Consider the following 11,977-nt stretch of genomic DNA (forward strand, 5'->3'; position numbering starts at 1 on the left):
CGGTGTCGTTTCCGCATCTGGAGAGACGACACCCGAGTTTTCAAGCGCATCGCGCATGCGCTGTAGGGAAAGGTAAACAAAGATGGTACAGGTGAGAGTGCACCAGCCGGTCAACACCGACGGCAGTATCAATCTCGAAGCATGGCTGGATCACGTGTGCAGCGTCGATGCGGCGCTGAACCGGGAAGCCCTCAAGGTTGCCTGCGAGTTCGCCCACGAAATCGAGAAACAGGGCAACCAGGACAAACACTCGTGGGCCGATGGTACGTCGAGTTTCCAGGCCGGCCTGGAAATCGCCGAAATCCTCGCCGACCTCAAGCTCGACCAGGACTCGCTGGTCGCCGCGATCATCTACCGCGCGGTGCGCGAGGGCAAGGTCACCCTGGCCGAGGTCGCCCAACGCTTCGGCCCGGTGGTCTCCAAGCTGATCGACGGCGTGCTGCGCATGGCCGCCATCAGTGCCAGCCTCAACCCGCGCCACTCGCTGGTGCTGGGCTCCCAGGCGCAGGTCGAGAACCTGCGCAAGATGCTCGTGGCCATGGTCGACGACGTTCGCGTCGCGCTGATCAAGCTGGCCGAGCGGACCTGCGCGATCCGCGCGGTGAAGAGCGCCGACGACGAAAAACGCCATCGCGTCGCCCGCGAGGTGTTCGACATCTACGCGCCGCTGGCGCACCGCCTGGGTATCGGTCATATCAAGTGGGAGCTGGAAGACCTGTCCTTCCGCTACCTGGAGCCCGACCAGTACAAGCAGATCGCCAAGCTCCTGCACGAGCGCCGGCTGGACCGCGAGCGCTTCATCAACGACGTCATGGCGCAGTTGCAGAACGAACTGCTGGCCACCGGGGTCAAGGCCGATATCAGTGGCCGGGCGAAACACATCTATTCCATCTGGCGCAAGATGCAGCGCAAGGGCCTGGAGTTCAGCCAGATCTACGACGTGCGCGCGGTGCGCGTGCTGGTTCCGGAAATGCGCGACTGCTACACCGCGCTGGGTATCGTCCACACCCTGTGGCGGCACATTCCCAAGGAATTCGACGACTACATCGCCAACCCCAAGGAAAACGGCTACCGCTCGTTGCACACCGCGGTGATCGGCCCCGAGGGCAAGGTCCTGGAAGTGCAGATCCGTACCCATGCCATGCACGAGGAGGCCGAGCTCGGCGTCTGCGCGCACTGGCGCTACAAGGGCACCGACGTCAAGTCCGGGTCCAACCACTACGAAGAGAAGATCTCCTGGCTGCGTCAGGTCCTGGAATGGCATGAGGAACTGGGTGACATCGGCGGCCTGGCCGAACAGTTGCGGGTCGATATCGAGCCGGACCGGGTCTACGTGTTCACCCCCGACGGCCACGCCATCGACCTGCCCAAGGGCGCCACGCCGCTGGACTTCGCCTACCGCGTGCACACCGAGATCGGCCACAACTGCCGTGGCGCCAAGATCAACGGGCGCATCGTGCCGCTCAACTACAGCCTGCAGACCGGCGAGCAGGTCGAGATCATCACCAGCAAGCACGGCAATCCGAGCCGCGACTGGCTGAACTCCAACCTCGGCTACGTCACCACCTCGCGGGCGCGGGCGAAGATCGTCCACTGGTTCAAGCTGCAGGCCCGCGACCAGAACGTCGCCGCCGGCAAGAGCCTGCTGGAGCGCGAGCTGAATCGCCTCGGCCTGCCCCAGGTGGACTTCGAGCGCCTGGCGGAAAAGGCCAACCTGCGCGCCGCCGAGGACATGTTCGCCTCCCTCGGCGCCGGCGACCTGCGCCTGGCCCACCTGGTCAACGCGGCCCAGCAACTGGTCGAGCCGGAGCGCATCGAGGAAGTCGACCTGATCACCCGCAAGGCCAGCGGCTTCAAGCCGGGCAAGCGCGGCGACATCCAGATCCAGGGCGTCGGCAATCTGCTGACGCAGATGGCCGGCTGCTGCCAGCCGCTGCCTGGCGACGCAATCGTTGGCTACATCACCCAGGGCCGTGGCGTGACCATCCACCGCCAGGATTGCGCCTCGGTGCTGCAACTGGCCGGACGCGAGCCGGAGCGGATGATCCAGGTCAGTTGGGGCCCGGTGCCGGTGCAGACCTACCCGGTGGATATCGTCATTCGCGCCTACGACCGTCCGGGGCTGTTGCGTGACGTCTCCCAGGTCCTGCTCAACGAGCGGATCAACGTGCTGGCGGTGAATACCCGCTCGAACAAGGAAGACAACACCGCGCTGATGTCGCTGACCATCGAGATCCCCGGGCTGGACGCCCTCGGGCGTCTGCTCGGGCGCATCTCGCAGTTGCCCAACATCATCGAGACCCGGCGCAACCGCACGCCCTGACCACGGCCGACCCGTCGTCACCCGTGGGTGGCGATGGGTCTATCCTGTAATGGCCGATGGCCTCCTAGAGAACCCCCGATGTACACCCTGGACGACCTGCTGCACCTCATGGCCCGTCTGCGCGATCCGCAGTACGGCTGCCCCTGGGATCTCAAACAGACCTACGCGACCATCGTCCCGCACACCCTGGAGGAAGCCTACGAAGTGGCCGATGCCATCGAGCGCGGCGACTTCGAGCACCTGCAGGGCGAGCTCGGCGACCTGCTGTTCCAGGTGGTCTACTACAGCCAGTTGGCGCTGGAGGAAGGCCGCTTCGAATTCGCCGGGGTGATCGACAGCATCACCCGCAAGCTGATCCGCCGTCATCCCCATGTCTTCCCCACCGGCGAGCTGTACGCGCCGCTGGACACCCCGCGCCTCGACGAAGATCAGGTCAAGCAGCGCTGGGAGCAGATCAAGGCCGAAGAGCGTGCCGAGAAAAGCCTGCCGGAGCAGTTGTCGTTGCTCGACGACGTGCCGGCGGCACTGCCGGCGCTGTCGCGCGCGGCCAAGCTGCAGAAGCGCGCGGCCCAGGTCGATTTCGACTGGCCAGGTCCGCTGCCGGTGCTGGACAAGGTCCGCGAAGAACTGGACGAAGTGCTGGAAGCCATGGCCGACAACGACGCCGCGGCACTGGCCGACGAAGTGGGCGATCTGCTGTTCGCCACGGTCAACCTGGCCCGGCACCTGAAGATCGATCCGGAGAATGCCCTGCGCGGCGCCAATGCCAAGTTCGAACGACGCTTTCGTTTTATCGAGCAGGCATTGCGCGATACGGGTCGTCCGATCGAAGATTGCACCCTCGAAGACTTGGACGCGCTCTGGGGCGAAGCCAAGCGTCAGGAAAAGAACCTGCCCAGCTGCGGCTGAGCGTGATGCATAAGTGAGTGAACATCGATGAGCCTTTCCCTTCGTGACCAATTGCTCAAAGCCGGTCTGGTCAACCAGAAGCAGGTCAAGCAGGTCAACAAAGAGCAGAAGAAACAGAAGCGCCTGGAGCACAAGGGCCAGGTCGAGGTCGACGACAGCCAGCAGCGCCTGGCCAAGGACGCCATGGCCGAGAAGGCCGCGCGCGACCAGGAACTGAATCGCCAGCAGCAGGAAAAGGCCGAGCAGAAGGCCCGTGCCGCGCAGGTCAAGCAACTGATCGAAGTGTCGCGCCTGCCCAAGCTGAACACCGAGGACTACTACAACTTCGTCGACGACAAGAAGGTCAAGCGCATCTCGGTCAATGCCCTGATGCGCAGCAAGCTGAGCAGTGGCTCGCTGGCGATCGTCGCCCACGGTGGTGGCTACGAGATCATCCCGCGGGAAGCCGCGCTGAAGATCCAGGAGCGTGACCCCAAGCGCATCCTGCTGCTCAACACGCAGGTGGAAGAGCCGGATGCCGACGATCCGTATGCCGCCTACGTCATTCCTGATGACCTGATGTGGTAAACAACGACAAACCCCGCCTCGGCGGGGTTTGTGCTTTCAGGGGCGCGGCTCAGGCCTTGACCTGGCGGGTCTCCCAGATTTCCAGTTCCATGCGGTAGCGCTGGGCTTCCTGTTCGTCGTGGAACATACCGACCAGTTGGTCCTGCTGGTGCACATCCCAGATGCGCACGCCGGCGGCGACACCTTCATGGGACAGTTTCGATTCGTCGCGCTCAGTTACTTTGACAGTCATGTGCAAACTCCAAATCCGGTTAACTGCGGCACTCTGTCGCAGGCCTCTTTTATAGAGTTCGTTAGCTGGCTAAGTAAATTAAAACCGCGATGAAAGATCTTTCATGCGCTTGCGGTGGAATCTCCGGTAGCCCAAAAAGAAAACCCCGCACAAGGCGGGGTTCCCGGGTACCACGGAAAGCGGGGACTCAGTTGCCCTTGACCGCCTTGCCATCCACCGTGCCTTCCTGCAGCACGATCACGTATTCCTTGCCGTCGGTCTCGACCTGGCGCAGTTGCACCAGCAGGTAGTCCCAATCCTTGGCGAACCACAGCTCGGTGATGCGCTTGCTCTGGCTCGGGTCGCGGACCCGCTCGACCTTGATCGCATCGACCGGGCCGGTCTTGGTGGTGACCTTCTCGGTACCGAGCACGCGGAAGTCGTAGGTATCGATCTCGTCGCCGTCGACCACCTGGTAGCTCACGCTCTTCTTGCCAGCCGCGACGTCATGCTGCAGGGCCAACTGGTAGCTCGACTTGTCCAGCACGCCGCGATTCAGCGGCAGCTTGACCGCGTCACCACGGTCGGTACCGGTGATGACCTTCTGCGACCAGTCGAAGTCCAGGTCGACCTTCTTCGCCTTGCCCAGGCCGCCACGTTCGAAGTGGTAGGCCTGCGGCAGCAGGGTGTCCTTGTCCAGGGTCAGGGTGCTCTGCTCGGTCAGGCTGGCGAGCATCATCGAGGCCTTGAAGTTCAGGTTCCAGGTGCCGTTGGCGTTCTTCACCAGGCTGCGCTCGGCAGTGCCACCGGCGACCGGCAGTTGCTTCCAGTCGGCGGTGTAGCTGGCCGAGAACGGTTTCAGGTCGGCTGCCTGAAGCGGCAGCGCGAGCACGGCGAGAGCGAGAAGCAGGGCGCGACGCATAAAATCTCCTAGGGTCGAATCAAGTGGCCGCTGGCCGCCAGTGTCTGGCCATCCAGTAGAGCACCGTGTTCCTCCAGGCGCAAACGGCCTTCGGCGAACCAGCGCACTGCCAACGGGTAAATCTGGTGTTCCTGGGCGTGAACCCTCTGCGCCAGGCTTTCCGGCGTGTCATCCGCCGCCACCGGAATGACTGCCTGTACGACCAGCGGCCCGCCATCGAGTTCCTCGGTGACGAAGTGCACGCTGCAGCCGTGCTCGTGATCGCCGGCTTCCAGGGCACGCTGGTGCGTGTGCAGGCCTTTGTATTTCGGCAGCAGGGACGGGTGGATATTCAGCAGGCGACCCTCGTAGTGGCGCACGAAGCCAGCACTGAGGATGCGCATGAAACCGGCCAGTACCACCAATTGCGGCGAGAACGCATCGATCCGTTCGATCAGTGCCTGGTCGAAGGCTTCGCGACCATCGAAGGCCTTGTGATCGAGCACGACGGTATCGATGCCGGCGTCACGGGCGCGCTGCAGCCCGTAGGCATCGGCGCGGTTGGAAATCACGGCGCGGATCCGCACCGGGGAATCCCCGGCGCGGGTGCTGTCGATCAGGGCTTGCAGATTGCTGCCGGAACCCGACAGCAACACCACTACATCGCAAGTCTCGCTGGGCATCAGTGTGCCTTGAGGTTCTTCAGCTCGACCTGGGCGGCGCCTTCGGCGGCGACGGCGATCTGGCCGATGACCCATGGCTGCTCACCGGCTTCGCGCAGGACGTTCAGGGCGCTCTCGACCTTGTCCTGGGCCACGCAGATGACCATGCCGACGCCGCAGTTCAGTACGCGGTGCATTTCGTGCTCGTCGACGTTGCCTTTTTCCTGCAGCCAGTCGAAGACTGCCGGACGCTGCCAGCTGGCCACGTCGATCAGCGCCTGGGCGCCTTTCGGCAGCACGCGTGGAATGTTGTCCAGCAGACCGCCGCCGGTGATGTGGGCCATGGCCTTGACCGCGCCGGTGTCCTTGATCAGCTTGAGCAGCGGCTTGACGTAGATGCGGGTCGGGGCCATCAGCAGTTCGGTCAGCGGCGTGCCGTCGAGCTGGGTCTGCTCGATGTCGGCGCCGGACACTTCGATGATCTTGCGGATCAGCGAGTAGCCGTTGGAGTGCGGGCCGGAGGACGGCAGGGCGATCAGGGCGTCGCCGGTGGCGACGGTGGAGCCGTCGATGATCTCGGCCTTTTCCACCACGCCGACGCAGAAGCCGGCCAGGTCGTAGTCTTCACCTTCGTACATGCCCGGCATTTCCGCGGTTTCACCACCGACCAGCGAGCAGCCGGCCAGTTCGCAACCGGCGCCGATGCCGGTGACCACGGTGGCGGCGACGTCGACGTTGAGCTTGCCGGTGGCGTAGTAGTCGAGGAAGAACAGCGGCTCGGCGCCGCAGACCACCAGGTCGTTGACGCACATGGCGACCAGGTCCTGGCCGATGGAGTCGTGCTTGTTCAGGTTCAGCGCCAGGCGCAGCTTGGTGCCGACGCCGTCGGTGCCGGAGACCAGGACCGGCTGCTTGTAGCCGGCCGGGATTTCACAGAGGGCGCCAAAACCGCCCAGGCCGCCCATGACTTCCGGGCGCGCGGTGCGCTTGGCCACGCCTTTGATGCGTTCGACCAGTGCTTCGCCGGCGTCGATGTCTACACCGGCGTCCTTGTAGCTCAGGGAGGGTTGCTTGCTCATGTGATCCAGGCCTTTAGGAGGGAGGGATTCGGGGGAATCGACCGTGACCTGCCAGGCTGCGGGGGAACGTGGATCCGCCTGCCTGACCGTCAGCGGTCTGCGAAGGCGCGCGATTTTATCAGGGTTGCCCGGCAGCGGCCATCCTCAGGCCGACGGGCAGGACCTGAATATAAGGAAAAAGCGCGAATCGCCGCCGGCGGGTGGTTGCCCGGTCACGGCCTGTATAAGGTATAGGAGGTGAAACACCGCCCCCTGAGTGAATTTTGCGCGGTGGCGAGGGTCTTGGCTTTCGCTTCTTCATTTATCTGGACAGGAATCCTTCATGCGTTTGCGTACATATCTGTTCGGTTGCTGCGTTGCCTTGTTCGGCATGGCGGCCCAGGCCGAAACCGTTTCCGGCCTGTACCAGGTGCGCGAGCCGGTGACCGGGCAGGGCGCCGACGCCCGCGCCCAGGCCACCCAGAGCGCGCTGGACACCCTGGTCCTGCGCCTCACCGGTGATCCCAAGGCGCCGCAGAACCCCGGGCTTGCCGAGCTGCGCAAGGACCCGCAACAGATCATCAGCCAGTTCGGTTTCGAGGCGGGGCCGCCCGAGAGCCTGCTGGTGGAGTTCGATCCGGGCAGCACCGAGCGCGCCCTGCGCAAGGCCGGGCTGGCCCTGTGGGGCAGCAACCGTCCGGCGATTCTCGGCTGGTGGCTGAACGACAGTAGCGAAGGTTCGAACCTGGTCGGTGACGGCCAGGCCAATGCCGAGGCGCTGCGCCGCGCCGCCCAGCATCGTGGCCTGCCGCTGCGCCTGCCCCTGGGCGACCTGGAGGAACAGTTGGTCGCCACCGCGAAGAACCTCGAAGGCACCGACCCTGCGCCGTTGCAGGCGGCGTCCGGGCGTTACGGCGCGGATGCGCTGCTGGCGGTGCATGCCAGCGAGGCCGATGGCAAGTGGAACGGCACCTGGCGCCTGTGGCTGGGCGAACAGCGCGAGCAGGGCAAGGTCGAGGGCGCCGACCAGGCCGCCGTCGCCGATGCGGTGATGCTGGCGGTGAGTCAGCGGCTGGCGCCACGTTTCGTGGTCAAGCCCGGGGCGAGCGGTGAACAGCTGATCCAGGTCCAGGGCATGAACCTGGAGCGCTATGCCGAACTGGGCCGGGTGCTGGAGCCGTTCGCCGGACGGGTCAGCGAGGTGCACGGCGACGTGATGACCTGGAAGGCCACCGCCAGCAGCGATCAACTGCGTGCGCAACTGGGTCTGGCCAGGTTGCAGGAAATGCCGGCCGAGGCGGCCACGCCGGCGCTTGTCGCCACGCCCGCCGACGGTGTCGCTGCCGCGCCGGCGTCCGCGCCGTTCAGCGGCCTGCGTTTTCGCTGGTAGGGAGCCCTCGCGATGATCGACGTACGCCGCTGGATGTGGCTGGGCGCACTGCTGGCGCTGGCTGTGCTGGTGTATCTGCTGCACGGCATCCTCTCGCCGTTTCTGGTGGGGATTCTCCTGGCCTACCTGGCCGACCCGCTGGTGGATCGCCTGGAACGCGCCGGGCTGTCGCGTACCGCCGGGGTGATGGTGGTCTTCACCCTGTTCAGCCTGATCTTCCTGGCAATGCTCTTGGTGCTGATCCCGATGCTGGCCAGGCAGTTGGTGCGCCTGTACGAACTGGCGCCGCAGATGCTCGACTGGTTGCAGCATGTCGCGCTGCCCTGGGCGCAGGCCAGGCTCGGGCTGGCCGACGGCTTCTGGAAGTTCGACAAGGTCAAGGCCGCCATCGGCGCGCACATGGGCCAGACCACCGACATCGTCGGCGTGGTGCTGTCCCAGGTCACCGCGTCCGGACTGGCGCTGGTGGCCTGGCTGGCCAATCTGGTGCTGATACCGGTGGTGGGCTTCTACCTGCTGCGCGACTGGGACGTGATGATGGCCAAGCTGCGCAGCCTGCTGCCGCGCCAGCGTGAGGCGCAGGTGGTGGCGCTGGCGGGGGAGTGTCATGAGGTCCTGGGTGCCTTCGTCCGCGGCCAGTTGCTGGTGATGCTGGCGCTGGGCGTGATCTATGCCGCCGGGCTGATGCTGGTGGGGCTCGAACTGGGCCTGTTGATCGGTCTGCTGGCGGGCCTGGCGGCCATCGTGCCGTACATGGGCTTCATCATCGGCATCGGCGCGGCGATGGTCGCCGGGCTGTTCCAGTTCGGTGGCGACCTCTACCCGCTGCTGGGCATCGCCGCGGTGTTCATGGTCGGGCAGATGCTCGAAGGCATGGTGCTCACGCCGTTGCTGGTGGGGGACCGCATTGGCCTGCATCCGGTGGCGGTGATCTTCGCCATTCTCGCCGGCGGCGAACTGTTCGGCTTTACCGGCGTGCTCCTGGCGCTGCCGGCGGCCGCGGTGATCATGGTGCTGCTGCGGCACATGCATGACTTCTACAAGCGGTCGGACATCTACGGCGAAGAGATCGATCCCGAACTGTAGATAATGGCAATGGGCTTGCACCGGCATTTGACGGTCGGTGCAAGCCTTTGATTTTCCTTGTGGTCTTCGCTCATTGTGCGACCGGCGTCACGGGTATAGACTTTGCAGACTTTTACCAAGGGCCCTTTGCGGTTCCTCGCAACCGCCCAGCCAGCATGAAACCGATCCAGTTGCCCCTGGGTGTGCGTCTGCGCGATGACGCCACCTTCATCAACTACTATCCGGGTGCCAACGCCGCAGCATTGGGCTACGTCGAGCGACTCTGCGAAGCCGACGCCGGCTGGACCGAAAGTCTCATCTACCTGTGGGGCAAGCAGGGCGTCGGTCGCACCCACTTGCTGCAGGCCGCCTGCCTGCGCTTCGAACAAATGGGCGAGCCCGCCGTCTACCTCCCTCTGGCGCAACTTCTCGACCGTGGCGTCGAACTGCTGGATTACCTCGAGCAGTACGAACTGGTGTGCCTCGACGACCTGCATGTCATCGCCGGCAAGCCGGAGTGGGAAGAGGCCATGTTCCACCTGTTCAATCGCCTGCGCGACAGCGGCCGGCGTCTGCTGATCGCCGCTTCCGCGTCGCCGCGGGAACTGCCGATCAAGCTGCCCGACCTCAAGTCGCGCCTGACCATGGCGCTGATCTTCCAGATGCGCGCCCTCACCGACGAAGACAAGCTGCGTGCCCTGCAACTGCGCGCCTCGCGCCGTGGCCTGCAGATGACCGACGAAGTCGGGCACTTCATCCTCACGCGCGGTACCCGCAGCATGAGCGCGCTGTTCGACCTGCTGGAGCGCCTGGACCAGGCCTCGCTGCAGGAAAAACGCAAGCTGACCATCCCCTTCCTGAAGGAAACCCTTGGCTGGTAACAGGCGTCCCAGAGCCTCGGCACATAAAAGTCACATTTTTTTCGATAGAATTTGCAAATCGAATCGATAGTAGGCATAGTCTCGACTTCTTTGAATCCAAGACACGGTCGTGCCCATGCTGAATCGCTTCGCACCCCTCGTGCCCCTCGCACTCGTGACACTGCTGTTTGGCTGCGCGGCCCAAGGCCCGGTTCAGCAACAGCAGGAGCACTATTCCGTTTCCGCCAAGTCCGCTCACAAGTCCTCCACCATCGCCGATGCCTCGGTGTTCGAGGAAGAGCTGGCCACCGAGCAGGATCTGGAAACCTTCTCCGGCGACAAGTCCTATCAGCTGCCAGCCCTGGCCGACAGCATCCTCGAGCGCGGCATGGCACTGATCGGTACCCGTTACCGCTTCGGTGGCACCTCCGAGCAGTCGGGCTTCGATTGCAGCGGTTTCATCGGTTATCTGTTCCGTGAGGAAGCCGGCATGAACCTGCCGCGTTCCACCCGCGAGATGATCAACGTGGACGCCCCGCTGGTGTCGCGCAACAACCTCAAGCCGGGTGACCTGCTGTTCTTCAGCACCAACGGCCGCGGTCGCGTCAGCCATGCCGGCATCTACCTCGGCGACAACCAGTTCATCCACTCCAGCAGCCGTCGTAGCGGTGGTGTGCGTATCGACAGCCTTGGCGATCGTTACTGGAGCAAGACCTTCATCGAAGCCAAGCGCGCCTTGGCGATGGCCCCGGCACCGACCCAGCTTTCGCGCAACTAAGCGCTTCCGGGTGGTGCCCCAACACGGCGACGATGCTGAAAAGCTAGTCGCCGTGCGTGTTTACAGAAAACGTCTAATCTTGATTCTCACCAATTTTCCGGCCTGACGCCGGGCACTTTCAGACAGGATGTTCTGAGATGTCGATGATGGCGCGTATAGCGGTATTGTCCTTGGCGGCCCTGCTCGGTGCCTGCTCCAGTCACGCCCCGACCCCGTCCCAGGTGGTCCAGCCGGCCTATGTTCCCGCGCAGATAACCTACTTGCCAGCCGCTGACGACGTGCTTTTCCGGGCATTGGGCCTGGTCGGCACGCCGTATCGCTGGGGTGGCAACACGCCGGACTCCGGTTTCGATTGCAGCGGGCTGATCGGTTACGTCTATCGCGATGCCGCCGGCATCAAGCTGCCTCGCTCGACCCGTGAGCTGATCGTCATGCGCGCGCCGGACGTAGGCCGCGATGCCCTGCAATCAGGGGATCTGGTGTTCTTCGCGACGAACGGCGCCAGTCAGGTCAATCACGCCGGGATCTATGTCGGTGAAGGGCGTTTCGTGCATGCACCGTCCACCGGCGGGACGGTGCGTCTGGATTATCTGGCCAACAGCTACTGGCAGCGGTCCTACCTGAATGCCAAGCGGGTGCTGCAGGCGCCGGAGCATCTGGCGCGCAATCCATAGGGATCTGCAGGGCCGAAACTGTGGGAGCGAGCAAGCTCGCTCATACAGGATCCTTCAGCGAGCTGATTTGTTTCACTTTGCTCGCCTGCCAAATCACATTCCCCACATCATTCGCCACCGGCCGCCCCATGGCCTTGCCATTGTCGTTCTCCACGAGCTTGCCGCCCTCGGCCGGGGCTATGTTCACCGTGGGAATCAGGGTTTTCACGAAAATTGAATTCTTCGATATGCCATTTGCAGTGGCAACATCAGCTGTTTCTCCGCGTGCTTGGGATTTTTCCTATATATCCATGACTTAACTGGCATGCAGGATCTCTGCGGAATTTTTTCCCCCAGAATCCCACCAGCGGAAGCCCTGCATGCCCGTCCAATCCGACCTGCGCTTCACCTTCACCGCCGGCCCCGACGCCTTCGAAGTCGTCGAATTCCGCCTCAGCGAAGGCCTCTCGGAAACCTTCCACCTCGACGTGGAACTGAGCAGCGCCAACCCCGCCATCGACTTCGGCCAGGTCCTCGACCGTCCGGCGCTGCTCACGATCTGGCAGGGTGGTCAGGCGGTGCGCTATGTGCATGGTTCGG

At 64.0% G+C, this 11,977-nt stretch carries 14 protein-coding genes; 9 read left to right on the top strand and 5 right to left on the bottom strand.

Annotation, left to right across the window (positions count from 1 at the left end):
• Positions 1-82: 82 nt before the first annotated feature.
• The 3 genes from relA to CHB99_RS27095 all read left to right on the top strand — a co-directional run bounded on the left by relA (position 83) and on the right by CHB99_RS27095 (position 3,799).
• Positions 83-2,323, top strand: a complete 2,241-nt coding sequence (gene relA / locus CHB99_RS27085; RefSeq protein WP_042127804.1) for a GTP diphosphokinase — start codon at positions 83-85, stop codon at positions 2,321-2,323.
• Between the two features lie 78 nt (positions 2,324-2,401).
• The gene (gene mazG / locus CHB99_RS27090) at positions 2,402-3,232 is read left to right on the top strand and encodes a nucleoside triphosphate pyrophosphohydrolase (RefSeq protein ID WP_042127806.1); all 831 of its coding nucleotides are present in this window, start codon (positions 2,402-2,404) and stop codon (positions 3,230-3,232) included.
• A 27-nt stretch (positions 3,233-3,259) separates the two neighbouring features.
• Entirely contained in the window at positions 3,260-3,799 is a 540-nt protein-coding gene (locus tag CHB99_RS27095; protein ID WP_042127808.1) for a DUF2058 domain-containing protein, read from the top strand.
• A 49-nt stretch (positions 3,800-3,848) separates the two neighbouring features.
• Here CHB99_RS27095 and CHB99_RS27100 read toward each other — a convergent pair whose 3' ends face one another.
• From CHB99_RS27100 to purM, 4 genes are all read right to left on the bottom strand, one after another.
• Positions 3,849-4,031: a hypothetical protein gene (locus tag CHB99_RS27100; protein WP_042127809.1), complete on the bottom strand. Its 183-nt coding sequence runs from the start codon at positions 4,029-4,031 to the stop codon at positions 3,849-3,851.
• Positions 4,032-4,218: 187 nt separating this feature from the next.
• Positions 4,219-4,932: a DUF3108 domain-containing protein gene (locus CHB99_RS27105; RefSeq protein ID WP_042127811.1), complete on the bottom strand. Its 714-nt coding sequence runs from the start codon at positions 4,930-4,932 to the stop codon at positions 4,219-4,221.
• A gap of 8 nt (positions 4,933-4,940) precedes the next feature.
• A complete protein-coding gene (purN, locus tag CHB99_RS27110) occupies positions 4,941-5,594 on the bottom strand; it encodes a phosphoribosylglycinamide formyltransferase (RefSeq protein ID WP_042127813.1) in 654 nt (217 codons plus the stop codon).
• Positions 5,594-6,652 (bottom strand): phosphoribosylformylglycinamidine cyclo-ligase, encoded by a 1,059-nt coding sequence (gene purM, locus CHB99_RS27115; protein ID WP_042127815.1) that lies wholly within the window; start codon positions 6,650-6,652, stop codon positions 5,594-5,596. The genes purN and purM overlap by 1 nt, the downstream gene beginning before the upstream one ends.
• Positions 6,653-6,974: 322 nt before the next feature.
• On the opposite strand from purM, the gene CHB99_RS27120 reads away from it, so the two are divergent.
• From CHB99_RS27120 to CHB99_RS27140, 5 genes are all read left to right on the top strand, one after another.
• Positions 6,975-8,021, top strand: a complete 1,047-nt coding sequence (locus CHB99_RS27120; RefSeq protein ID WP_042127817.1) for a DUF2066 domain-containing protein — start codon at positions 6,975-6,977, stop codon at positions 8,019-8,021.
• A 12-nt stretch (positions 8,022-8,033) separates the two neighbouring features.
• Complete coding sequence (locus CHB99_RS27125; RefSeq protein WP_042127821.1) at positions 8,034-9,107, top strand: AI-2E family transporter; 1,074 nt, start codon at positions 8,034-8,036, stop codon at positions 9,105-9,107.
• A 155-nt stretch (positions 9,108-9,262) separates the two neighbouring features.
• Positions 9,263-9,967, top strand: coding sequence for a DnaA regulatory inactivator Hda (gene hda / locus CHB99_RS27130; protein WP_042127824.1), 705 nt, complete (start codon positions 9,263-9,265; stop codon positions 9,965-9,967).
• A 115-nt stretch (positions 9,968-10,082) separates the two neighbouring features.
• Positions 10,083-10,724 (top strand): C40 family peptidase, encoded by a 642-nt coding sequence (locus CHB99_RS27135; protein ID WP_042127826.1) that lies wholly within the window; start codon positions 10,083-10,085, stop codon positions 10,722-10,724.
• Between the two features lie 137 nt (positions 10,725-10,861).
• Positions 10,862-11,398 carry a C40 family peptidase gene (locus CHB99_RS27140; protein WP_042127828.1) on the top strand — a complete coding sequence of 179 codons (537 nt, stop codon included), beginning with the start codon at positions 10,862-10,864 and terminating at the stop codon, positions 11,396-11,398.
• A gap of 40 nt (positions 11,399-11,438) precedes the next feature.
• Here the strand turns inward: CHB99_RS27140 and CHB99_RS29905 are convergent, their stop codons facing one another.
• Positions 11,439-11,606 carry a hypothetical protein gene (locus tag CHB99_RS29905; protein WP_156994714.1) on the bottom strand — a complete coding sequence of 56 codons (168 nt, stop codon included), beginning with the start codon at positions 11,604-11,606 and terminating at the stop codon, positions 11,439-11,441.
• A 151-nt stretch (positions 11,607-11,757) separates the two neighbouring features.
• On the opposite strand from CHB99_RS29905, the gene CHB99_RS27145 reads away from it, so the two are divergent.
• A partial coding sequence (locus CHB99_RS27145; protein ID WP_249299717.1) for a contractile injection system protein, VgrG/Pvc8 family occupies positions 11,758-11,977 on the top strand: 220 nt, incomplete at its 3' end.

The sequence above is a fragment of the Pseudomonas japonica genome, assembly GCF_900188455.1.
Lineage (GTDB): Bacteria > Pseudomonadota > Gammaproteobacteria > Pseudomonadales > Pseudomonadaceae > Aquipseudomonas > Aquipseudomonas japonica.

Excerpts from the sequence above, each read along its gene's own strand:
- mazG (WP_042127806.1), top strand. The coding sequence starts at position 2,402 with ATGTACACCCTGGACGACCTGCTGCACCTCATGGCCCGTCTGCGCGAT.
- CHB99_RS27140 (WP_042127828.1), top strand. The coding sequence starts at position 10,862 with ATGTCGATGATGGCGCGTATAGCGGTATTGTCCTTGGCGGCCCTGCTC.
- CHB99_RS27120 (WP_042127817.1), top strand. The coding sequence starts at position 6,975 with ATGCGTTTGCGTACATATCTGTTCGGTTGCTGCGTTGCCTTGTTCGGC.
- CHB99_RS27105 (WP_042127811.1), bottom strand. The coding sequence starts at position 4,932 with ATGCGTCGCGCCCTGCTTCTCGCTCTCGCCGTGCTCGCGCTGCCGCTT.
- CHB99_RS27135 (WP_042127826.1), top strand. The coding sequence starts at position 10,083 with ATGCTGAATCGCTTCGCACCCCTCGTGCCCCTCGCACTCGTGACACTG.
- CHB99_RS27125 (WP_042127821.1), top strand. The coding sequence starts at position 8,034 with ATGATCGACGTACGCCGCTGGATGTGGCTGGGCGCACTGCTGGCGCTG.
- purN (WP_042127813.1), bottom strand. The coding sequence starts at position 5,594 with ATGCCCAGCGAGACTTGCGATGTAGTGGTGTTGCTGTCGGGTTCCGGC.
- hda (WP_042127824.1), top strand. The coding sequence starts at position 9,263 with ATGAAACCGATCCAGTTGCCCCTGGGTGTGCGTCTGCGCGATGACGCC.
- CHB99_RS27100 (WP_042127809.1), bottom strand. The coding sequence starts at position 4,031 with ATGACTGTCAAAGTAACTGAGCGCGACGAATCGAAACTGTCCCATGAA.
- CHB99_RS27095 (WP_042127808.1), top strand. The coding sequence starts at position 3,260 with ATGAGCCTTTCCCTTCGTGACCAATTGCTCAAAGCCGGTCTGGTCAAC.
- relA (WP_042127804.1), top strand. The coding sequence starts at position 83 with ATGGTACAGGTGAGAGTGCACCAGCCGGTCAACACCGACGGCAGTATC.
- purM (WP_042127815.1), bottom strand. The coding sequence starts at position 6,652 with ATGAGCAAGCAACCCTCCCTGAGCTACAAGGACGCCGGTGTAGACATC.